Annotated in this window: 19 protein-coding genes and 1 pseudogene; 15 read left to right on the top strand and 5 right to left on the bottom strand. The window is 67.8% G+C overall.

From position 1 onward, the window contains the following. Positions 1-19 precede the first annotated feature (19 nt). From KHO18_RS12155 to KHO18_RS12140, 4 genes are all read left to right on the top strand, one after another. Positions 20-1,096, top strand: coding sequence for a protein-glutamate methylesterase/protein-glutamine glutaminase (locus tag KHO18_RS12155; protein WP_144199855.1), 1,077 nt, complete (start codon positions 20-22; stop codon positions 1,094-1,096). Between the two features lie 71 nt (positions 1,097-1,167). Next, on the top strand, positions 1,168-1,554 hold the full coding sequence (gene cheY / locus KHO18_RS12150) for a chemotaxis response regulator CheY (protein WP_144199859.1): 387 nt from the start codon (positions 1,168-1,170) through the stop codon (positions 1,552-1,554). Between the two features lie 12 nt (positions 1,555-1,566). Continuing rightward, entirely contained in the window at positions 1,567-2,202 is a 636-nt protein-coding gene (gene cheZ / locus KHO18_RS12145) for a protein phosphatase CheZ (protein ID WP_144199862.1), read from the top strand. A gap of 193 nt (positions 2,203-2,395) precedes the next feature. Then, the gene (locus tag KHO18_RS12140) at positions 2,396-3,745 is read left to right on the top strand and encodes a M20/M25/M40 family metallo-hydrolase (RefSeq protein ID WP_144199864.1); all 1,350 of its coding nucleotides are present in this window, start codon (positions 2,396-2,398) and stop codon (positions 3,743-3,745) included. A gap of 19 nt (positions 3,746-3,764) precedes the next feature. Here KHO18_RS12140 and KHO18_RS12135 read toward each other — a convergent pair whose 3' ends face one another. The 3 genes and pseudogenes from KHO18_RS12135 to KHO18_RS12125 form a co-directional block, all read right to left on the bottom strand. Continuing rightward, positions 3,765-4,715, bottom strand: a complete 951-nt coding sequence (locus tag KHO18_RS12135) for an ABC transporter substrate-binding protein (protein ID WP_211943268.1) — start codon at positions 4,713-4,715, stop codon at positions 3,765-3,767. 124 nt (positions 4,716-4,839) lie between these two features. Continuing rightward, positions 4,840-5,475, bottom strand: coding sequence for a maleylacetoacetate isomerase (maiA, locus tag KHO18_RS12130; protein ID WP_144199870.1), 636 nt, complete (start codon positions 5,473-5,475; stop codon positions 4,840-4,842). 76 nt (positions 5,476-5,551) lie between these two features. Then, positions 5,552-6,079 (bottom strand): annotated as a pseudogene (locus tag KHO18_RS12125) (thioredoxin family protein); the annotation flags it as partial. Between the two features lie 238 nt (positions 6,080-6,317). On the opposite strand from KHO18_RS12125, the gene KHO18_RS12120 reads away from it, so the two are divergent. The 5 genes from KHO18_RS12120 (at position 6,318) to KHO18_RS12100 (ending at position 12,198) form a co-directional block, all read left to right on the top strand. Beyond that, complete coding sequence (locus KHO18_RS12120; protein ID WP_144199872.1) at positions 6,318-7,061, top strand: response regulator; 744 nt, start codon at positions 6,318-6,320, stop codon at positions 7,059-7,061. Positions 7,062-7,063: 2 nt separating this feature from the next. Beyond that, positions 7,064-8,383 (top strand): ATP-binding protein, encoded by a 1,320-nt coding sequence (locus KHO18_RS12115; RefSeq protein ID WP_211943266.1) that lies wholly within the window; start codon positions 7,064-7,066, stop codon positions 8,381-8,383. A gap of 93 nt (positions 8,384-8,476) precedes the next feature. Beyond that, positions 8,477-9,184: a YceH family protein gene (locus KHO18_RS12110; protein ID WP_144199878.1), complete on the top strand. Its 708-nt coding sequence runs from the start codon at positions 8,477-8,479 to the stop codon at positions 9,182-9,184. Positions 9,185-9,391: 207 nt separating this feature from the next. Continuing rightward, complete coding sequence (locus KHO18_RS12105) at positions 9,392-11,179, top strand: sensor histidine kinase (RefSeq protein WP_244844732.1); 1,788 nt, start codon at positions 9,392-9,394, stop codon at positions 11,177-11,179. A 155-nt stretch (positions 11,180-11,334) separates the two neighbouring features. Next, positions 11,335-12,198 (top strand): oxidoreductase, encoded by an 864-nt coding sequence (locus tag KHO18_RS12100; protein ID WP_211943265.1) that lies wholly within the window; start codon positions 11,335-11,337, stop codon positions 12,196-12,198. Between the two features lie 36 nt (positions 12,199-12,234). Here the strand turns inward: KHO18_RS12100 and KHO18_RS12095 are convergent, their stop codons facing one another. Together KHO18_RS12095 and KHO18_RS12090 are read right to left on the bottom strand one after the other, a co-directional pair. Then, on the bottom strand, positions 12,235-12,516 hold the full coding sequence (locus tag KHO18_RS12095; protein WP_244844735.1) for a type II toxin-antitoxin system RelE/ParE family toxin: 282 nt from the start codon (positions 12,514-12,516) through the stop codon (positions 12,235-12,237). 5 nt (positions 12,517-12,521) lie between these two features. Then, positions 12,522-12,986, bottom strand: a complete 465-nt coding sequence (locus KHO18_RS12090; protein WP_211943264.1) for a hypothetical protein — start codon at positions 12,984-12,986, stop codon at positions 12,522-12,524. 428 nt (positions 12,987-13,414) lie between these two features. On the opposite strand from KHO18_RS12090, the gene flhB reads away from it, so the two are divergent. From flhB to KHO18_RS12060, 6 genes are all read left to right on the top strand, one after another. Further along, entirely contained in the window at positions 13,415-14,557 is a 1,143-nt protein-coding gene (gene flhB / locus KHO18_RS12085; RefSeq protein WP_144199886.1) for a flagellar biosynthesis protein FlhB, read from the top strand. Next, positions 14,554-16,641, top strand: coding sequence for a flagellar biosynthesis protein FlhA (gene flhA / locus KHO18_RS12080; RefSeq protein ID WP_144199888.1), 2,088 nt, complete (start codon positions 14,554-14,556; stop codon positions 16,639-16,641). The genes flhB and flhA overlap by 4 nt, the downstream gene beginning before the upstream one ends. 9 nt (positions 16,642-16,650) lie before the next feature. Next, positions 16,651-19,194 (top strand): flagellar biosynthesis protein FlhF, encoded by a 2,544-nt coding sequence (gene flhF / locus KHO18_RS12075; RefSeq protein ID WP_211943263.1) that lies wholly within the window; start codon positions 16,651-16,653, stop codon positions 19,192-19,194. 12 nt (positions 19,195-19,206) lie between these two features. Then, a complete protein-coding gene (locus KHO18_RS12070; RefSeq protein ID WP_144200069.1) occupies positions 19,207-20,010 on the top strand; it encodes a MinD/ParA family ATP-binding protein in 804 nt (267 codons plus the stop codon). Between the two features lie 117 nt (positions 20,011-20,127). Further along, positions 20,128-20,844, top strand: coding sequence for an RNA polymerase sigma factor FliA (locus KHO18_RS12065; RefSeq protein WP_144199892.1), 717 nt, complete (start codon positions 20,128-20,130; stop codon positions 20,842-20,844). After that, on the top strand, positions 20,844-21,296 hold the full coding sequence (locus tag KHO18_RS12060; protein WP_244844730.1) for a flagellar protein FlhE: 453 nt from the start codon (positions 20,844-20,846) through the stop codon (positions 21,294-21,296). Before KHO18_RS12065 ends, KHO18_RS12060 begins: the two co-directional genes overlap by 1 nt. Positions 21,297-21,325: the final 29 nt, after the last annotated feature.

Here is a 21,325-nt window from a genome sequence, read left to right as displayed (position 1 = left end):
TGAGACGTAGAGACCAGATATGACCGCCGCGAAGATCAAGGTGCTGTGCGTGGACGATTCCGCGCTTATCCGCAGCCTGATGACCGAGATCATCAACAGCCAGACAGACATGGAAGTGGTGGGCACCGCCCCCGATCCGCTGGTGGCGCGCGACCTCATCAAGCGCCTGAACCCGGACGTGCTGACGCTGGACGTGGAAATGCCGCGCATGGACGGGCTCGATTTCCTCGAGCGTCTGATGCGCCTGCGGCCCATGCCGGTGCTGATGGTGTCGTCGCTGACCGAGCGCGGGTCCGAAATCACCATGCGCGCGCTGGAACTGGGTGCGGTGGACTTCGTCACCAAGCCCAAGCTGGGCATCCGCGACGGGCTGATGGAGTACACGGACACCATCGCCGACAAGATCCGCGCGGCGTCGCGTGCCCGGGTGCGGGCCCCCCGCGCCGAGGGCGCGGCAGAAGGCGCGCCGCCTGCGCCGCTGCTGCGCACGCCGCTGCTGTCGACGGAAAAGCTGATCATTGTGGGCGCGTCCACGGGCGGCACCGAGGCCATCAAGGAATTCCTGATGCCGCTGCCGCCGGACTGCCCGGCCGTGATGATCGTCCAGCATATGCCGGCCGGCTTCACCAAATCGTTCGCGCAGCGGCTGAACGGCCTGTGCCGCATCACGGTCAAGGAGGCCGAGCACGGCGAGCGTGTGCTGCCCGGCTACGCGTACATCGCGCCGGGTGACTCGCATCTGCTGCTTGCGCGCAGCGGCGCCAACTACGTGGCGCACCTGTCGCAGGAAGCGCCGGTGAACCGGCACCGCCCGTCGGTGGATGTGCTGTTCGACTCCGCTGCCGTGCACGGCGGCAAGAACGTCACGGGCGTGATCCTGACCGGCATGGGAAAGGACGGCGCGCGCGGCATGCTGCGCATGCGCGAGGCCGGCTCCTACAACCTTGCGCAGGACGAGCAGTCCTGCATCGTGTTTGGCATGCCGAAGGAGGCCATCGCCACCGGCGGCGTGCATGAAGTAGTGCCCCTGCATTCGATGAGCCAGCGCGTCATGGCGCACCTGGCCACCTTCGGTGCGCGGGCGCAGCGCGTGTAGGGCACAGACCCTGGGCACGCGCCGGGCGCAGTTTTCGTATTTGTTATCCACAACCGTATTGGAGCCGTAAAGTGGACAAGAACATCAAGATCCTCGTGGTCGACGACTTCCCGACCATGCGTCGGATCATCCGTAACCTGCTCAAGGAACTCGGTTTCACCAACGTGGAAGAAGCCGAGGACGGCGCCGCCGGCCTGGAGAAGGTGAAGGACGGCAGCTTCAACTTCGTGGTGTCCGACTGGAACATGCCGAACATGGACGGTCTGACCATGCTGCAGTCGATCCGCGCGATTCCCGAGATCGCCAAGACGCCGGTGCTGATGGTGACGGCCGAGGCCAAGAAGGAAAACATCATTGCTGCGGCTCAGGCTGGCGCCAATGGCTATGTGGTGAAGCCGTTCACCGCGGCGACGCTCGACGAGAAGATCACCAAGATCTTTGAGAAGCTGGGTCAGTAAGAGGGGCACGACATGTCGACGACTCCGACTTTCAGCAATGAATCGGCCGAGCAGATCATCCATCGCATCGGCAACCTTACGCGGATGCTGCGCGATAACATGCGGGAGCTGGGGCTCGACAAGGAAATCGAGCGGGCCGCACAGGCCATTCCTGACGCGCGCGACCGCCTGAGCTACATCGCCGCCATGACCGAGCAGGCCGCAGAGCGCACGCTCACGGCCGTGGAAATGGCGCAGCCGCTGCAGGAAGATCTCGAAGCCAAGGCTAACGCGCTGGACAAGCGCTGGGAAGCGTGGTTCGAGACCCCCGTGGAACTGGGCGATGCCCGGGCCCTGGTGCTCGATACGCGCGAGTTCCTGACCGAGGTGCCGCAGAAGGCCAAGGCCACGGGCAGCCACCTGCTCGACATCATGATGGCCCAGGACTTCCAGGATCTGACGGGCCAGGTCATCAAGAAGATGATGGACATGATCCGTTCGCTGGAGCAGGAGCTGCTGCAGGTACTGATCGACAATGTACCGGCCGAACGCCGCGTGGAAGCACCGCCCACGCTGATGAACGGCCCGCAGATCAACCCCGAGGGCAAGGCCGACGTGGTGTCGGACCAGTCGCAGGTGGACGATCTGCTGGCAAGCCTGGGCTTCTGACGCCGCATCAGGTCAATGGCAGGATGCAACGGGACAATCGCGTCGGGCGATTGTCCCGTTTGTTTTTGGAGACGGCGCGTCGAGCACATCGCTGCGTTCGCTGGCAGAATGTGACCGCTCCCCGGCTTCGCGGTACCGAGCAGGTCCCGGGCCGGGCCTTCGTGTCGTATCACTGCCAGAGGATACCGTCGCCATGCCCGCCGTTTGCCGTACCGTCTTCGCCCGTCACGCTGTTCCGTTCGCCACGCTGGCCTTCGCCGGTATCGCCGCCGCGCAGACGCTGACGGTGCCGCAGGTCTCGCCCCAGGTTGACAGCACCTATACGCGCCTCGAGGCTTCGCCGGTGGTGAAGAAGCTGCTCGACGACGTGAAGGCGGACGACGCCCGCGCGCTGGCCGAACTGAAGACGATGACCGAGATTCCCGCGCCGCCGTTCAAGGAGTCCGCACGCGCCCAGTATTTCGTGTCGCGCCTGAAGGCGCTGGGGCTGGACGATGCGCGCATCGACGCCGAAGGCAATGCCATCGGTATCCGCAAGGGCATCGGCAAGGGGCCCAAGCTGCTGGTCTCCGCCCACCTTGACACCGTATTCCCGCAAGGCACCGACGTCACCGTGAAATCCCGCGACGGCAAGCTCTACGCGCCCGGCATCGGCGATGACACGCGCGGCCTGGCCGTGCTGCTGTCCTGGCTCAAGGTGCTCAACGAAAACAACGTCCGCACCGTAGGGGACATCGTGTTCGTGGGCAACGTCGGCGAGGAGGAACTCGGCAACCTGCGCGGCATGAAGGCATTGTTCCGCGATCATCCCGACATCGACGGCATGATCGGCCTGGAGCCGGGCACCGGCGAGCGCGTGCTGACGCAAGGCACCGGCAGCCATCGCTACGAAATCATGTTCCGTGGCCCGGGCGGCCACAGCTTCGGCGCGTTCGGCCTGCCCAGCGCCATCCAGGCGATGGGCCGCGCGATCGGCAAGGTCAGCGACGTGCGCACGCCGACGGACCCGAAGACCACGTTCACGGTGGGCACGGTGGCGGGCGGCACATCGGTCAATGCGATCGCTGGCGACGCCAGGATGGCCGTCGATATCCGCTCCAACGGCACACCGGCCCTGCTCGAGACCGAGAGGCACATCATGTCCGCCATCGCATCGGGCGTGGCCGACGAGAACGGCCGCTGGTCGCCCGCCAAGGGCAACGAAATCACCTTCCAGGCAAAGCAGATCGGCGACCGGCCGGCGGGCCAGACCGCCACGGACTCGGTCATCGTGCAGTCGGCGGTGCGCGTGATCAAGGCCAACAGCAAGGAAGCGCCCAGCCTGCGCGCCGGTAGCACCGATGCCAATGTGCCGATGTCGCTCGGGATTCCGGCGGTCATCCTCGGCAGTGGCGGCAAGTCGGGCGGTTCCCACTCGCGCGACGAATGGTTCGACCCGACCAACGCCCACGAGGGCGCCCAGTGGGCACTCACCACGGTGCTCGGGCTGGTAGGTGTCGACGGCGTGAGCGAGCCCTTGCTCGCCAGGCGGCCGGCGAAGTAGGGCGCTGCCCTCGGGCCTGTCAGGTGGGCAGTCCGAAGCGGGTGTCGAACGTCGATGCCACCTCGAGCCGTTGCTTCAGCAGGCCGGACTTGAGGTAGAAGTCAGCGGTCTGCTGCTGGATGGCGACCAGGCTGGCATCGATCGGCTGCCAGGTCGTGTGGCGCCGCTCGAACTGCAGCCGCGCCGCCTCAGGGGAGATGCCGATGATGCGGGCCAGCGTGGCGGAGAACTCCGCCACGTGTTCATAGGACCAGACCTGGGCGCGCACCACGCGCTGGAGGAAGTCCGCCAGCACCGCGCGCTTGGCGGCCAGCGCCGCGTCGGTGGCGGCCAGGTAGCTGAGCCCCGACCACAGGCCGCGCCCGCTGACAAGCACGCGGGCGTGTCCGCTGGTCTCCGCCATGGCCGTGTACGGTTCCCAGGTCGCCCAGGCATCGACGGAGCCGTTGGTCAGCGCGAGCTTGGTATCGGCCGGCGGCAGGAAGCGGATATTCGTGTCCTCGGGTTTCAGCCCGGCCGACGCCAACGCCTTCAGCGTCACGAAATGGCCAATCGAACCCCGGTTCGTGCCGATGCTCTTGCCCTTGAGGTCGGCCGCGGTCTTCAGCGGCGAATCGGGGCGCACGAGGATGGCGGTGCCGTAAGGGTCGGACCGATTGGCCCCGATCAGCTTGATCCGCGTACCCGCCGCGAGCGCGAAGATTGCCGGCGCATCGCCAATCGGCCCGCAATCCACGGCGCCGGCATTGAGCGCCTCGGCCAGCGGCGCGGCGGCCGGGAACTCGGTCCACTGGATGTCATAGCCAATGCCCTTGAGCGCATCGGCGGATTCGAGCAGCGCGCGCAGGCCGCCCTTTTGATCCCCCGCCTTGAGAACGGGGCGCGACTGCCCCCGCGCGGTGGAAATCAGCGCGGGTGCAGCGGCAAGCGTGGCGCCAAAGCGCAGGAACTGGCGGCGGGAAGCGGTCATCGGAATCCGTTCGAACAAGGCCGGACTGGCCAATAGTCCAAGACCCTACGCCGTGCCCCCGGCGATGCGAACGAATGTTTTCGCGCTTTGTTATGCGGGCGGGCAATCTCGGGGCGCCCCCGGATCAGCGCCGCGCCGCCGGCGCATTCTCCGCAAACGCCTTGATGTCCCGCAGCCGATCCATGATCTCCGCGATATTTGGCCATTGCTCCAGTTCGATACCCGCGCGCTCTGCGTTGATCGATTGCGGGAACAGGAAGATGTCGGCAATCGTCGGCGTGTTGCCGGCCACGTAGGGGCCGGTGCGGCGGGCGGCGAGGCGGGCTTCCACGGCGCCCAGGCCTTCCAGGATCCAGTGGCGGTTCCACGCCACGACGCCCGTCGCGCCCATGCCGGGGATCCTGGCCAGGTGGGCGGCCACGCGCGGCGGCACCAGCGCATGGATTTCACTGGCGATGGCCAGGGCGATCGAGCGGGAGAAGGCGCGGCCCGCACCGTCCTTGGGCAGCAGTGGCGGCAGCGGGAAGCGCTCGTCCAGGTACTCGACGATGGCCAGCGATTGGGTCAGCAGTTCGCCGTCGTCGGTCTGCAGCGCCGGCACCAGGCCTTGCGGATTGATGCCGAGGTAGTCCGCCTGCCGGTTCTCGGCGCCGTCGCCCAGGATGCCGACGTTGACGATGTCCACCTGCACACCCTTCATGGCCAGCGCGATGCGCACGCGCGACGTGGCCGACGAAATCTCGTTTGCGTAAAGCTTCATGCGGAATCTCCTTGGGTTGGCCGTCGGCTTACTGCGCCGGTGCCGCAGCGGGCGCCTGTGCCGCGCCGCCAGCCTTGGCTTCCTTCAGCAGCGACTGGATGATCTGCTCGGACTGCTCGTAGTCGCCTTCCCCCACGTGGTAGTGGCGGATGCGCCCGTTCGCGTCGATGAAGTACAGCGCCGGCCAGTAGTTGTTCTGGAAGGCGCGCCAGATCTTGTAGTCGTTGTCCACGGCGATGGGGTACGTGAGCTTGAACCGCTTCAGCGCGTCCCGGACGTTGCCCACGTCCTTTTCGAACGGGAACTCGGGCGTATGCACGCCGATCACGGTCAGCCCCTGGTCCTTGTACTTTTCGGCCCACTTGCGTACATACGGCAGGGTGTTGATGCAGTTGATGCACGAGTAGGTCCAGAAATCGACCAGCACGACCCGGCCGCGCAGCTGTTCGAGGGTCAGCGGGGACGAGTTGAGCCAGGTCGTCGCGCCGTCCAGCGGGGGCGCCGGGGCGTCCGTACGGGCGGCACGGGCGTCGCCCAGCCCCGGAAACTGGCCGCTGGCCAGGCTGATGCCGACGGCGGCAACTGCCGCCAGCGCCATGGCGCCAAAGGTGCGGCGCGAGAAGGAAGAGGGGGTGGTCATGGCAGTGCGCTCCGTTCAGGTGGTGTATGGTCGCTATCAGACACCGTGCGCGTGTACCGGATGTATCGCCCGCCGGCCGCCAGGTAAGGTATTGTCTGCCCGGCTTGGCCAGATACATTGGCATACAAAGGGAAGTGCAACCAATCGCCAGAGCGGGCAAACTCCGCTCATCGCCACCGAAACCTACCGAGAGCGCCGACAGATGGACGCCCACATCGACCATATCCTTGTTGTTGACGACGACCGCGAAATCCGCGAGCTGGTTTCCACCTACCTGACCCGCAACGGCCTGCGCGTGACCATTGCGCCGGACGGCCGCCACATGCGGCAGTTCCTGGAGTCGAACGTCGTCGACCTGATCGTGCTGGACATCATGATGCCCGGCGACGACGGCCTGACGCTGTGCCGCGAACTGCGCGCCGGCAAGCACAAGAGCACCCCGATCCTGATGCTGACCGCCCGTAGCGACGAGACGGACCGGATCATCGGCCTCGAAATGGGCGCCGACGACTACCTCGCCAAGCCATTCGCCGCGCGTGAGCTGATGGCGCGGATCAAGGCGGTGCTGCGGCGCACACGGATGCTGCCGCCCAACCTCCAGGTGTCCGAAGCGGGCCGGCTGCTCACCTTTGGCGACTGGCGGCTCGACACCACGGCACGCCATCTGCTGGACAAGGACGGCACCGTCGTGGCGCTGAGCGGCGCCGAATACCGCCTGCTGCGCGTGTTTGTCGACCATCCGCAGCGCGTGCTGAACCGTGACCAGCTGCTGAACCTGACGCAAGGCCGCGACGCCGAGCTGTTCGACCGCTCGATCGACCTGCTGGTCAGCCGCCTGCGCCAGCGGCTGGGCGACCACGCCCGCGAGCCGATCTACATCAAGACGGTGCGCAGCGAAGGCTATGTGCTGGCGATGCCCGTCGAGATCACCGAGGCACGCGAATGACCATGTCCGCCCTGGTAGCGCCGCCGCGGGTGCGCTGGTGGCCCGGCACCCTGAGCGCGCGGCTGTTCCTGATCCTGCTGGCGGGGCTGGTCATCGCCTATGCGATGTCGTTCACGGTGCTGTTCATGGAACGCTACGTCACCGCGCGCACGGTCATGCTGGGCACGCTGGAGAATGAAGTGGCGACCTCCATTGCCATTCTCGACCGCCTGCCTGCCGCCGAGCGCCCTGACTGGATCCACCGGCTGGACCGGCCGACGTACCGCTACATCCTCGGTCCGGGGCTGCCGGGCGTGCCCGACATGACCATGCGCGCCAAGGACATCGCCACCAAGATCGAGGAGGCGGCCGGCCAGCGCTTTCCGGTCCGGGTCGAGATGATTCCGGGCGACGGCAAGCGCCTGCAGGCGCACCTGACGTTGAGCGACGGCAGCCCGCTGACCATCGACGTCCACCCGGCCATGGCGCCGCTGGCGCGCTGGCTCCCCTATGTGATGGTGGCGCAACTTGCCCTGCTGGTGCTGTGCAGCTGGCTTGCGGTGCGGCAGGCCATCCGGCCGCTGGCGACGCTGGCCGATGCGGCGAACACGCTCGACCCGAACCAGACCACGCCGCGCATGAGCGAGACCGGCCCGAGCGAGGTGGCCCACGCGGCGGTGGCGTTCAACGCCATGCGTGACCGCATCGCCCAGTTCGTGGAGGAGCGCGTGCGCATTCTGGCGGCCATCTCCCATGATCTGCAGACGCCCATCACGCGCATGAAGCTGCGTGCCGAGATGGCGGAGGAGTCCGTGGAGAAGGACAAGCTGATCAGCGACCTGTCCGAGATCGAGCGGCTCGTGCGCGAAGGGCTGGCGTACGCGCGCAGCACGCACGTCGATGGCGAGGCCGACACACGCATCGACATCGGATCGTTCCTGGAAAGCCTGGTCTACGACTATCAGGACACCGGCAAGGCCGTGACCATGGAGGCATGCGTGGGCGGGGCGATCGTCACGCGCCCGCATGCCTTGCGGCGCATCCTGACCAACCTGATCGACAACGCGCTGAAGTTCGGCGGCGCGGCCGAGATCGTCGCCCGGCGCGACGCCGATGGCGCCCTGCGGCTGATGGTGATGGATCGCGGCGCCGGCACCCCGGAGGAACAGCTCGATGCCGTGCTCCAGCCGTTCTATCGCGTGGAGGCTTCGCGGAACCGCGACACCGGCGGCAGCGGGCTGGGGCTGGCCATCGCGCAGCAACTGGCGCAGGCGCTCGGTGGCAAGCTGGCGCTGCGCAACCGCGAAGGCGGCGGACTCTCTGCGGAGGTGATTCTGCCTTGATGATGGCTTGATCACGCGGCGGTTGCATCGTCCCCGTGCTTGCGATCCAATGGGCGTCTTCGCGTGATCGCGCCTCTCACCTTGATGTCATCAATGAATGCTACGACAGAAATCCCGGCGCGGCCGCCGCTGCGCGCGCTGACGGCGCTGGAAGGCCGCGTGCTCGCCGTGCTGCTGGAGAAGCAGTACACCGTGCCGGACACCTATCCGCTTTCGCTCAATGCGCTCGCGGCGGGTTGCAACCAGAAGACCGCGCGGTCCCCTGTGATGAGCGTGTCCGAGGACGAGATCCTGACGGCTATCGACGGCCTGAAGTCGCTGAGTCTGGTGTTCGAGGGCAGCAGCAGCCGGGTGCCGCGCTTCGAGCAGAACATGGCCAAGGTGCTGGGCGTGCCGAGCCAGTCGGCGGCGCTGCTGTCCACGCTGTTGCTGCGCGGCCCGCAGACGGCGGCGGAGCTGCGCCTCAACACGGCGCGCCTGCACGCCTTCGCGGATATCTCGTCCGTCGAGGCGTTTCTCGACGAACTGGCCGAGCGCAATCCGGCCCTCGTCATCCGCCTGCCGCGCGCCCCGGGCGAGCGGGAGAGCCGCTGGATGCATCTGCTCTGCGGGGAGGTCAGCGTGGCGGACCTGGCCGCACCACGTGGGGCCTCGGCGCCGGAAGCCGGCTCGTCGTCGGAATTGGAAGCGCTGCGCATCAGCCATCGTGAGCTGGCCGACAAGGTGGCGCGGCTGCAGTCCCTGGTCGAAGAGATGGCCGCACAGCTCGGCATCGACGTGGAGCCCGGGCGGCTCGCCTAGGCACTCACCCACCCACCCAGCCAGACAGTTTCCACGCTTGATGGCAGTTGCGTTAAACCCGCCGCCCCGCCAACGTGGGGGTGTTGCGGGGAGGAATCAGTCCGCGCGCGCCGGGCGCCGTTTGCGTCTCGGCGTGAGGGGTTCGATGCTATAAAGGGGCGTCGGCCGTCACACGGCCCTGTTTGCCTGCGCCTTCCCGGAATCCTCATGAGCCAGCCCAGTGGCGACATCCAGTCCGCCATGGTGCGATTGCTGTATCGGCAGTCGCACGGGGTCCTGTTCGCCAACTTCGTGATTCCGGTGGCCGTCGTGTTCGTGCTGCGCCACAGCACGTACGCCGGCCCGCTGCTGTGGTGGATGGCGCTGGTCTATGCCGTCACGCTCGCGCGCATCCTGCTTTCGATGGTGTTCTATCGGTATGAGTCCAGCGCCACGCCGCGCGCCTGGGCCAACCGCTTCGCAGCAATGTCATGGGTATCGGCCGCCTTGTGGGGATGGGTCGGCTCGACTGCATTGTTCCCGCCCGGGGCGGAGTGGACGGCCTTCGCCTGCATCGTGCTGGCCGGCATGACGTGCGGTGCCGTGCCGGCGCTGTCTGCCCAGCCGCGCATCTACGTCGGCATGGTCTTGCTGATGGGCGGCCCGTTCATCGTCCACAACGCGATGCAGCCGGAGCCCATCTACAACGTCTACGCGGCGTTCGGCATTGCCATGATCGTGGTGAACAGCTATTTCAGCCGCGTCACCTATCACACCCTGCTGACCGGCGTGAAGCTGCGCTTCGAGAACCTCGCCCTGATCGGCCAGCTCGAGCATGAGCGCGACCGGGCGACCGCTGCCGACATGGCCAAGACGCGCTTCCTGGCCGCCGCCAGCCACGACCTGCGCCAGCCGGTGCATGCGCTGGGGCTGCTTTCCGCCTCGCTGGCGGCGGTGGCGGAGCGTGGCGATGTCCGCGCCGACGCGGCCACGCAAATCAGCCAGCGCCTGAATGGCACGCTCGATCGCATGGGCGGCCTGCTCGACGGGCTGCTGCATGTGTCGCGGCTGGACGCCGGCCTGATGCCGGCCCGGCGCCGGCCGCTGCCCCTCGGCAAGCTGCTCGCCGATCTGCGTGACGAGTACGCCGAGCAGGCCCGCCAGCGCGGCAGCACGCTGCGCGTGCGGGTCACGCAGGCGTGGATCGACAGTGACCCCGAGTTGCTGCGGCGCATCCTGGACAACCTGTTGAGCAACGCGCTGCGCTACGCGCCCCGGTCGCGCATCGTGGTGGGCGCCCGGCGCCGGCCCGGCGCGATCGAGATCCAGGTGCTGGACAGCGGGCCCGGCATCGACCCCTCGCAACAGGCGCTGGTCTTCGAGGAATTCGCCCAGCTGCTCAATGTGCAGAGCGAACACGGGCTGGGCCTCGGCCTCGCCATCGTGCGCCGGCTGGCGGACCTGCTCGGCCACCCCGTGACGCTGCGCTCCACGCCCGGCCGTGGCAGCAATTTCTCGGTGACCGTGCCGCTGGCGCGCGATGCCGAGCCGGAAGCGCCGGCCCTGACCAGCGCCGAAGGCCTCGCTCCGGCGGACCTCCAGGCGCGCTATGGCGTGATGCTGGTCGACGACGATCCGCAGATCCTTGCAGCGCTTGGCGACCTGCTCGCGTTCTGGGGCCACACCGTCTATGCGGGCGCCACGGTTGAAGCAGTTTGCGCGGCGCACCAGCGCGCCCGCATCGCCGGCCCGGCCCCGGTGGACCTGATCCTGGCCGATTTCCGGCTGGCCGCGCAGGTGACCGGGCGGCAGGCCATCGCGTGGTTGCGCGAATACCTCGACACCGAGGTACCGGGGCTGATCGTCACCGGTGACACGGCGCCGGACCGCCTCAAGGCGCTCCACGCCAGCGGCCTCCGGGTGCTGCATAAGCCGATTGCCGCCCCGTTGCTGCGGCAGGCGATCGTCGAGACGGTGCGTGGCGGTGTCACGGCCGAAAGTGCTCATTCCGGGTGAGGTCGATTCACAACCAGTAGTTGCTTTTCATGCAATCCACATCACCATTGTTTGTGGAAGCCTGACTACCTACCATGGGTCTCAACGGTAACCGACGCGCCGCGGCGAACGCAGCGAAGGCCGGAACCGAGCCACCCAAATCCCAGGAGTCAGTCATGTCCGATTCGAAACAATCCCAAAGCAAGGTCTGGTTCATCACCGGTGCATCGCGCGGCTTCGGCACGCTGTTTGTCCGCAACGCGCTGGCGCGCGGCGACCGCGTCATCGCCACGGCGCGCAACCCCCAGGCCATCGTCGATGCCATTGGCGACCAGCCTGGCCTGCTGGCGGTCAAGGTCGATGTAACCAGCGAAGCGGACGCCATCGAGGCCGTGCGCCAGGGCGTGGCCCGCTTCGGCCGGATCGACGTGTTGGTGAACAACGCCGGCTACGGCGTGCTCGGCGCGGTGGAGGAGACCAGCATCGCCGAAGCGAAGGCTAACTTCGACACCAACGTCTTCGGCATGCTCGCCGTCACCCGGGCCGTGCTGCCGCAGATGCGCCGGCAGCGCAGCGGCCATGTCATCAACATCTCGTCGCTGGGCGGCTACTCGGCCTATCACGGCTGGGGCGTCTATGGCGCCTCGAAGTTCGCGGTGGAAGGGCTGACCGAAGCCATGTCCCAGGAACTGGCCCCGCTGGGCATCCACGCCACGGTGGTAGAGCCGGGCTTCTTCCGCACGGACTTCCTGAACGACAACTCGCTGGTCGCCACCAAGACCGAGATTGCCGACTACGCCGAGACCGTGGGCGCGATGCGCGTGTTCGCCGCCGGTGCCAACCATAACCAGCCGGGCAACCCGGAGAAGCTCGCCGAGGCGATGCTGCAGCTGGTGGACAGCGATAACCCGCCGCTGCGCCTGCCGCTCGGCTCCGACGCCATCGCCCGCATCGAACAGAAGCACAAGTTCGTGGAAGCGGAACTGGCCGCCTGGCGCACCCTGGCTGAGTCGACGGACCACGCGGACGTGGTGCGGTAAGGCCGTCGCGGCAAGTCGGGCCGGGGCGCTGCGTCATCAGGCGCGACGCCCCGGAAACGCTTGGCGGGCGCCCACGATTCGAACAATTTCGATAATCTCGCGCCGCGGCTTGATCCGATAGACGAGGATATGCTCCTCGTCCAGCACGATCTGACGCGTGCCGGGCGCGCGACCGACCGCGTACATGGCCGGAAAGGCCATCAGCCGTTCGACCCGCTCGCGAATCAGATCGTCGAATCGTACGGCTGCCGTCGGGTTATGTATCAGGGTTCGTTCGAACAGTGCGCGGCGGTCCTTTCTTGCAGCGGCCCGCCACACGACGATCAAGCCTTGTCTCCCGGTTCTCCCGCCCGGGCCCGGACGGCAGCCTTCAGTGCGTCCATCTCCCGTTCCACCTCTTCGTGGGTTGCGGTGGGGCCTTTGTCCTCAAGCCCCCCCTGCACCTGCCCCTTGAACCACCGGTCATAAGCCGCCGCCTCGTGGGCCGCGCGCATGCGCTCGGCGGCGTCCAGGCGTGGACGGGCGACGGGGGTGTCAGACTGGAACGCCGTGGCGTCGACTTCAAATTCTGCAATCTGCATACGGACGAGAAAGGTGACCAACGTGTCGAGCTTCGGCCAGACGCGGATGTTGCCGCGCCGGACCACCAGGGTGCTCTCGCTCGTCCCGTAGCGGACCACGATCCGCCAGCCGCCCGTCTGCGCCACGACGCGTACGCGCTGCAGGCTGCCGGATGCGGCCAGTTTTTCCAGCATGGCCTGGTCGATAGTCGCCGTCTGTGACGTCATCGCATGTCCCCTGAAAGTGATCGATACGGAGGATATGCTACCAAACATCTATTGTTTGGATGCCAGTTCCCTACAGCCTGACGAGATTCGCGAAAGCCGCTCCACACTACCCGGATAACCCGCAAAGACCGTCGAATTGCTGTTGAGATCACATGTTTGGTGCAATCCTTAACGAAAACACATCATTGCGTGGTATCGGCAAGACATGGCAAGATGGCCGCCCGATCGGTGCCAAAACGGCGCCCAAGCGGCCGGAAGCGCACCTTTCCCCTAAAGGTCGGCACCCCCCGGACCGTTAACGCTGCTGCCCCCCTCATTCCTGAAACAGGCACCTGTTTCCCTCCCTTTTCCCCTGAATGCCAGCGCCCCCGGGATTTGATAATCCTCGCTGACGAAGTGCCGCCTGCGCGCTTCGCGTTGGAGCGTCCATGTCCGAGGAAAGCGATCTCGAGAAAACCGAACCCGCCTCACCCCGGCGCCTTGAAAAGGCGCGCGAGGAGGGGCAGGTGGTGCGTTCGCGCGAGCTCGGCACGTTCGTGATGCTGATGACGGGCGTGATCGGCCTGTGGGTCATGGGCGGCACGCTGGGCCGCCGGCTGGACGCCGTCATGCACAAGAGCCTGGCTTTCGAGCCGGCCACGGCGTTCGACACCAACCGCATGCTGTCGCAGTTCGGCATCGCCATCTGGGACAGCCTGCTGGCCTTCATGCCGCTGCTGCTGATGTTCGGCGTGGCCGCGCTGGTGGCGCCGCTGGCGCTGGGCGGCTGGCTCTTCGCGAGCAAGTCGTTCATGCCCGATTTCTCGCGCCTCTCGCCGCTGCAGGGGCTGGGCCGGATGTTCTCCTCGCATTCGCTGGTGGAACTCGGCAAGGCCATCGCCAAGTCGCTGCTGGTGGGCGGCGTGGGCGCCTGGATGGTCTGGCGCAAGCTGCCCGAGGCCGTGGCGCTGATGAACGCGCCCGTGCAGGAGGCGCTGCTGCACCTGATGGAGCTGGTGCTCTACGTGTGCGGCGTGGTGTCCGGCTCGCTGCTGCTGGTGGTGGCGCTGGACGTGCCCTGGCAGCTCTGGACGTTCTACAAGAAGCTCCGCATGACCAAGGAAGAGGTCAAGCAGGAGCTGAAGGAAACCGATGGCGATCCGCACATCAAGGCCCGCATCCGCCAGCAGCAGCGGGCCATGGCGCGTCGCCGCATGATGACCGAGGTGCCCAAGGCCGATGTGGTGGTGACCAACCCCACGCACTTCGCCGTGGCGCTGCGCTATGAGGAAGGCCGCATGGGCGCGCCGCGCGTGGTGGCCAAGGGAACCGAGGAAGTGGCCGCCCGCATTCGCGCACTGGCCGCCGAACATCGCGTGCCGATCCTGTCCGCGCCGCCGCTGGCGCGGGCGCTGCACCGGCACGTGGAGCTGGGCCATGAAATCCCGGCGGGCCTGTATACCGCCGTGGCCGAGGTCCTGGCCTGGGTCTATCAACTGAAACACTGGCACTACTCCAACGGTCCGCAGCCTTCTGGCCCGACGGAGCTGGTGGTGCCGGACGAACTTGCCGTACCGGAAGCCCGCGCATGAACGCACTGACGAATTTCTTCAACACCCCGGGCCTGCGCTCGGGCGCCCAGCTGAAGGCGCTGGCAGGACCGCTGCTGATCGTCATGATCCTCGGCATGATGATCCTGCCGCTGCCCGCGTTCGTGCTGGACCTGCTGTTCACGTTCAACATCGCGCTGTCCATCATGGTGCTGCTGGTGGGCATGTACACCCGCACGGCGCTGGACTTCGCGGCGTTCCCGGCCGTGCTGCTGTTCTCCACGCTGCTGCGCCTGTCGCTGAACGTGGCCTCCACGCGCGTGGTGCTGCTGGAGGGCCATACCGGCCCGGACGCCGCCGGCAAGGTGATCGAGGCCTTCGGCCACTTCCTGGTGGGCGGCAACTTCGCGGTCGGTATCGTGGTGTTCGCCATCCTGGTCGTGATCAACTTCATGGTGATTACGAAGGGTGCCGGCCGTATCGCCGAGGTGGGCGCGCGCTTCATGCTCGATGCCATGCCCGGCAAGCAGATGGCCATCGACGCCGACCTGAACGCCGGCCTGATCAACGAGGAAGGCGCCCGCAAGCGCCGTACCGAGGTGGCGCAGGAGTCCGACTTCTACGGCGCCATGGACGGTGCCTCGAAGTTCGTGCGCGGCGACGCCATCGCCGGCCTGATCATCATGTTCATCAACGTTGCGGCCGGCATGGTCGTGGGCATGGTGCAGCACGACCTGGATTTCGGCACCGCCGTGCACAACTACACGCTGCTGACCATCGGCGACGGCCTGGTCGCGCAGATCCCGGCGCTGGTGATCTCCACCGCCGCCGGTGTGATCGTGTCGCGCGTGTCGAACGAGCAGGATGTCGGCCAGCAGCTGACCGGCCAGCTGTTCTCGAACCCGCGCGTGATGTTCCTGACCGCCGGCATCATCGGTGCGATGGGCATCATCCCCGGCATGCCGCACTTTGCCTTCCTGCTGCTGGCCGGCGCGATGTTCTGGTTCGGCCGCTACATGCTGCGCCGTGACGCCGTGCAGGCCGAGACCAAGGTCCGCGAGGAGCGCAAGCCGGCCGTGGCCGCCGAGGCCGCCGAAGCCACCTGGGAAGACGTCACGATGGTCGACCCGCTGGGCATGGAAGTGGGCTACCGCCTGATCACGCTGGTGGACCGTGGCCAGAACGGCGAGCTGCTGGGCCGCATCAAGAGCATTCGCAAGAAGATCGCGCAGGACATCGGCTTCCTGGTGCCGGTGGTGCATATCCGCGACAACCTCGAACTCAAGCCCAACGCCTACCGCATCACGCTCAAGGGCGTGGAGATCGGCAGCGGCGAGGCCACGCCGGGCCAGTGGATGGCCATCAACCCCGGCCAGGTCAGCGGCACGCTGCCGGGCCCGGTCACGCGCGACCCCGCCTTCGGCCTGCCGGCGGTGTGGATCGACGCCAGCCTCAAGGAACAGGCGCAGGCCTACGGCTACACCGTGGTCGATGCCAGCACCGTGGTGGCTACCCACCTGAATCACCTGATCCAGATGCACGCCTCCGAGCTGCTGGGCCGCCAGGAAGTGCAGTCGCTGCTGGACCGCATCGCCAAGGAATCGCCGAAGCTGACCGAAGACCTCGTGCCGAAGACGATCTCGCTGACCGGCCTGCAGAAGGTGCTGCAGAGCCTGTTGGACGAAGGCGTGCCGATCCGCGACATGCGCACGATCCTCGACGTGGTGGCCGAGCATGCCACCAAGGTCAGCGACCCCACCGAACTCACGGCGCTGGTGCGCGTGGCGCTGGGCCGGGCCATCACGCAGCAGCTGTTCCCGAACAATGCCGACCTGCAGGTCATCAGCCTCGACGCCGGCCTGGAACGCGTGCTGACACAGGCGCTGGCCAACGGCGGCGGCATCGAGCCGGGCCTGGCCGACGCGCTGCTCCAGCAGGCGCAGGGTGCGGTGGGCCGCCAGGAGCAGATGGGGCTCGACCCCGTGCTGCTGGTGCCGTCGCCGCTGCGGCCGCTGATGGCGCGCTTCCTGCGCCGCACGCTCCCGCAACTGAAGGTGCTGTCGCATGCCGAAGTCCCGGACAACCGCAATATCCGCATTACCGCAATGATCGGCGGCGCGGCGTAAGGAACGAACATGAGCGTGGCAAAGTTTGTGGCGGCCAATGGCCGCGAAGCGATGCGCAAGGTGCGCGAGGCCATGGGTCCCGACGCCGTGGTGCTGTCCAACCGGGCCGTCGAGGGCGGCGTGGAGATCGTGGCGATGCGCGATGCGGACCTGGGCGCCGTCAGTGCCACGGCGCAGCCGTACGCGCCTTCGTTGCCATCATCGCCTTCCGCGCCGATGCTGGCGATGAACCCGATGAGCGCGATGAGCCCGATGGGCTCGCTGCCCTCGATGTCGCAGATCGCACCGGCACCGATGGCGCAGATGCCGTCGATGATGGCCGCGGACGCCCCCGAGCCGGCCGCACTCGGCGACCTGCGCGGCGAGCTGGCCTCGATGCGCAGCATGCTGGAGCGCCAGTTCGCCGGCCTGGCTAACACGCCCGCCGGCGTGGCCGCTGGCGACCCGCTGCGCGAGTCGCTGTTCGAATGGCTCGTCAACGCCGGCTTCTCGGGCCAGCTCTCGCGCACGCTGCTCGCCCACCTGCCCGTGGGCACGGACCGTCCGGCCGCGATGGCCTGGATCCGCCAGGAACTGGCTCGCAAGGTGCCGGTGCTGGCCGATGAGGACACGCTGTTCGCGCAGGGCGGCGTGCTCGCGCTGATTGGCCCGACCGGCGTCGGCAAGACCACCACCACCGCCAAGCTGGCGGCGCGCTTCGTGCTGCGCCACGGCCCCGGCAAGCTCGCGCTGCTGACCACCGACCGCTTCCGGATCGGCGCGCACGAGCAGCTGCGCATCTATGGCGACATCCTCGGCGTGCCCGTGCATGCCGTGAAGGACGCCGCCGACCTGCGTTTCGCGCTGTCGGCCATGAAGGACAAGCACCTCGTCATCATCGACACGGTGGGCATGAGCCAGCGCGACCGCAGCCTGTCCGACCAGATCTCGATGCTGGCTGGCGTGCAGGCCCCGATGCAGCGTGTGCTGCTGCTCAACGGCGCCGCGCACGGCGACACCCTCAATGAAGTGGTGCACGCCTACCGTAACGACACCGCTGGCGACGCCGCCGGCATCGACGGCTGCATCATCAGCAAGCTGGACGAAGCCACCCACCTCGGCTCGGTGCTCGATGTGGTGATCCGTCACCGCCTGCCCGTGTTCTACGCCTCCACCGGCCAGCGCGTGCCGGAGCATCTCGAACTGGCCCAGGCCGATGCCCTGGTCGAACGTGCCTTCCTGACGCCGCGCCGTGGCTCGCTGTTCGCCGATGCCGATGTGGCGCGCCGCCAGGCCAGCGCCGCCGAGCCGGCCCAGACCGAGCGCGCCGGCGCCGACGACGTGCTGCGCTCGCTGACCGACAGCGCCAACGCCGTGGGCGTATGCGTGGAGGAACTCAACGGCGCGCAGTACGGCTTCGACGTGGCCCGCTCGCTGTGGCAGCAACGCGGGGCCGGTGCGCCGGCGCTGCGCCAGATGGCCCAGCAGGTGCGCCTGTCGATGTGCCGCGACGCCAGCCGCGCGTGCGACCGCTATGTACTCGCCGTAACCGGCACCGCCTCGCAGACCGTGCCGGGCCGCCGCGCCCCACAACTGCTGCAGCAGACGCTGTGGCTGGCCGACCGTGACGGCACGCCGCTGGCCACCACCGTGGTGCCCGCCGGCCGCACGCGCCAGTCGATGGCCGAGGCTGAGGCGGAAGCCGAAGCCGCCACCGTGCGCGCCACGCTGGCCGCTGCCCGCACCGTGGTCAACCTCAATGCCTCGCTGCCGTCCGCCGCCACGCTGGCGCGCTGGCAGCAACTGGGCGAGCGCTGGGTGGCCGGCACGCGCAAGACCACGCGGGTGATTGCCGACGGCGCTGCCAACAAGCTCGACACCATCGCAGACACGCTCACCTTCCTCGCCATCGGCGACACCACCTGCCGCGACCGCGATGCCGTGCACTGGCTCGGCCACTGCATGGTGCGCGTACCCGAAGGCCAGGTGCGCGCCGCCGCGCGTGGCCGTGGCCAGGGCGCCGGTGCCGAAGCCGGCACCGAGGCTTGCCTCGTGGTGTCCCGTCTGGTGGATCGCGAAACCGGCGACATGCTGTCCGTGGACTACGTGCTGTGTGACCCGGCGCTGGCCGACGTGGCGGCCCAGGTGGCCCGCTGGGCCCAGTGGACGCACCACGCGGAAGAGCAGTTCCGCACGCTGCGCCACGCGATGGAGCACTTCGCGCAGGGCAACGAGGGCGACGGTGAGGGCGATGGCGACACGCTCGGCACGCTGGTCTCGGTGCAGCTCGGCCTGACCGCGCTGCGCCTGCAACACAACCCCACGCCGACGGCCCCGGCGTTCCTGTCGCGCCTGGCAGGCCGTGCTTCCGCCCGCGTCAACGCGCCGGTGTCCGGCGCCGTGCTCAACGAAGGCATGGGCCGCCTGCTGGCGCTGCTGGATGTGCTCGAGAACTACCCGGGCCGCAACGCGGCCCCGGCGCCGGCTTTCGACGACACGCCCGACGCGGCACGCCAGGCGATGGACGCCATCGGCGCCAGTGCCGCGCGCCAACTGGCCCCGGCAGGAGAGTAAGCCTTGAACCTGATGGGCTCCGACCAGGCGGAAAGCCTGCGCCGCATGCTGGCACCGCGCGTCACCCGGCGTATCGCCGTGGTGGGCTGCGAGGCTGGCGCCGGTACCACCACCGTGGCGCTCGGCCTGGCCAACGCGCTCGCCATGCAGGGCGAACGCGTGCTGCTGGCCGATGAAGACCGCGCCGCCGCGCGCGCTATCCGGCTGGCCGGCGCGGCGCCGAAGGCCACGCTGGCCGATGTGCTGGGCGGACGGATGCCGTTCGACGCAGCGCTCGGCACCCGCGCTGCCAGTGGCGTGGCGGTGCTGCCGGCCGGCAACGTGCCTGCCGGCGCGCAGATCGACGACCGCGCCTTGCCGGGCATCCGCACGGTGCTGGTCGATGCGCAGTCGAGCGAGACCGGCGCGCTGTCGCCCATGGCCGGCGCGGCGCACAACTTCGTGATCGTGATGCGGCCCGAGGCCACGTCGATCACCGCAGCCTATGCCTGCATCAAGCGGCTGCACCATGAATTCGCATGCCGTCACTTCCAGCTGATCGTCAACATGGCGGACAAGGAAGCGACGGTGATGGCCCTCTCGCGCAACCTGGCCCGCACGGCGAGCCAGTACCTGGGCGTGGAGGCAAGCCTGGCGGGCTACCTGCCGCTGGACCCGCTGGTGGCGCGCGCGCTGCAACTGGGCCGCTGCGTCGTGGAGGCCTATCCGGCCGCCGCAGCCACCGGCGCGCTGCGCCACGTGGCCAGCGGCATCGGGGCATGGCCGCTGCGCCAGGAAGCAGTCTCTCCGGGAATGGCCGCGGCCGTTCCCGCCTGACAACAGAACAAGAAGTCGCAACAACCGGACCGACACTCAGCCAGCCAGTCCGCCCCGCAGGCCACCATGCCAGGCGGGGCGCTGGCACCGAACCAAGTTCTTACCGAGAATTCCACCATGTATACGATTCAGGGAAAGCTCGAACAGGCAGGCGTGGTCAAGTCACATGCGCCGCTGGTGCGACGGATCGCGTTGCAACTGGCGGCCAAGCTGCCTGCCAGTGTCCAGATCGACGACCTGATCCAGGCCGGCATGATCGGCCTGCTCGATGCCGCCAAGCGCTATGAAGACAACCATGGCGCGCGCTTCGAGACCTATGCGAGCCAGCGCATCCGAGGCGCGATGCTCGACGAGGTGCGCGCCAACGACTGGCAGTCGCGCAGCCTGCGCCAGTTCACGCGCAAGATCGAGCGCACCCAGCGCGGTCTCGAACAGAAGCTCGGCCGCACGCCGATCGACTCCGAGGTGGCCAAGGAACTGGACATGCCGCTCGACGAGTACCAGGAGCTGCTCAACGAGGTCTACGGCTGCCAGCTGCTGCACTACGAGGACTTCGAGCGTTCCGGCGAGGAAGACTTCCTGGACCGCCACCTTGGCGTGACCGACGACGCCAACCCGCTGACCGTGCTGATGGAGTCCGGCATGCGCGAGGCGCTGATCCGCGCCATCGACAAGCTGCCCGAGCGGGAGAAGCTGGTGCTGTCGCTGTGCTACGACCAGGAGCTGAACCTGCGCGAGATTGGCGCGGTGCTGGAAGTGACCGAGTCGCGCGTGTGCCAGATCCGCAGCCAGGCGATTACCCGCCTGCGCAACCAGCTGCGGGGCCTGTTGTAATGCGAGCCTGGCTGTCGATGACGGTGGCCGCGCTCTGCGGCTTCTTGCCGGCGATCCTGGCGGCGCAGGGCTTGACGAAGGCGACGCTCGAAATCGGCCCGTCGCGCCATGCCTGGACCGGCTCGGCGGTAGGCCCGATGATTGCGAACCGGGGCCAGCGCGCGCTGTCCGCGCCGATCGTGCCGGGCGGGGTGCTGCCCCAGTCGGCTGGCGTCATCACTGCGGTGCGCTGGCGCTACAGCTTCACACGCGTGCCGCCGCCGGACCTGCAAGCCTACCTTTGCAATGCCGACCGCTGCGTGATGCTGCCGGGCGCCGAGGGCAAGACCAACGCCTTCGTCGGTGACGATGCCAGCAAGGGCTTCGTGTTCGCCTTCCGCGTGCCGGGAAGCGGCGGTCTGGCGCCGTCGCTGCAAGGGCGCAGCAACGAGGTGACGGTCAGCTTCCGCTAACCGTCAGCGGCGCGTCCCCCGCAATCCCC

Origin of the sequence: Cupriavidus campinensis, assembly GCF_905397395.1 — a bacterium.
Lineage (GTDB): Bacteria > Pseudomonadota > Gammaproteobacteria > Burkholderiales > Burkholderiaceae > Cupriavidus > Cupriavidus campinensis.
This window is presented reverse-complemented; position numbering and strand designations above follow the sequence as displayed.

Excerpts from the sequence above, each read along its gene's own strand:
- KHO18_RS12135 (WP_211943268.1), bottom strand. The coding sequence starts at position 4,715 with ATGACCGCTTCCCGCCGCCAGTTCCTGCGCTTTGGCGCCACGCTTGCC.
- KHO18_RS12105 (WP_244844732.1), top strand. The coding sequence starts at position 9,392 with ATGAGCCAGCCCAGTGGCGACATCCAGTCCGCCATGGTGCGATTGCTG.
- flhA (WP_144199888.1), top strand. The coding sequence starts at position 14,554 with ATGAACGCACTGACGAATTTCTTCAACACCCCGGGCCTGCGCTCGGGC.
- KHO18_RS12155 (WP_144199855.1), top strand. The coding sequence starts at position 20 with ATGACCGCCGCGAAGATCAAGGTGCTGTGCGTGGACGATTCCGCGCTT.
- KHO18_RS12100 (WP_211943265.1), top strand. The coding sequence starts at position 11,335 with ATGTCCGATTCGAAACAATCCCAAAGCAAGGTCTGGTTCATCACCGGT.
- cheZ (WP_144199862.1), top strand. The coding sequence starts at position 1,567 with ATGTCGACGACTCCGACTTTCAGCAATGAATCGGCCGAGCAGATCATC.
- flhF (WP_211943263.1), top strand. The coding sequence starts at position 16,651 with ATGAGCGTGGCAAAGTTTGTGGCGGCCAATGGCCGCGAAGCGATGCGC.
- flhB (WP_144199886.1), top strand. The coding sequence starts at position 13,415 with ATGTCCGAGGAAAGCGATCTCGAGAAAACCGAACCCGCCTCACCCCGG.
- maiA (WP_144199870.1), bottom strand. The coding sequence starts at position 5,475 with ATGAAGCTTTACGCAAACGAGATTTCGTCGGCCACGTCGCGCGTGCGC.
- KHO18_RS12090 (WP_211943264.1), bottom strand. The coding sequence starts at position 12,986 with ATGACGTCACAGACGGCGACTATCGACCAGGCCATGCTGGAAAAACTG.
- KHO18_RS12110 (WP_144199878.1), top strand. The coding sequence starts at position 8,477 with ATGAATGCTACGACAGAAATCCCGGCGCGGCCGCCGCTGCGCGCGCTG.
- KHO18_RS12115 (WP_211943266.1), top strand. The coding sequence starts at position 7,064 with ATGTCCGCCCTGGTAGCGCCGCCGCGGGTGCGCTGGTGGCCCGGCACC.
- KHO18_RS12060 (WP_244844730.1), top strand. The coding sequence starts at position 20,844 with ATGCGAGCCTGGCTGTCGATGACGGTGGCCGCGCTCTGCGGCTTCTTG.
- KHO18_RS12140 (WP_144199864.1), top strand. The coding sequence starts at position 2,396 with ATGCCCGCCGTTTGCCGTACCGTCTTCGCCCGTCACGCTGTTCCGTTC.
- KHO18_RS12120 (WP_144199872.1), top strand. The coding sequence starts at position 6,318 with ATGGACGCCCACATCGACCATATCCTTGTTGTTGACGACGACCGCGAA.
- KHO18_RS12065 (WP_144199892.1), top strand. The coding sequence starts at position 20,128 with ATGTATACGATTCAGGGAAAGCTCGAACAGGCAGGCGTGGTCAAGTCA.
- KHO18_RS12070 (WP_144200069.1), top strand. The coding sequence starts at position 19,207 with ATGGGCTCCGACCAGGCGGAAAGCCTGCGCCGCATGCTGGCACCGCGC.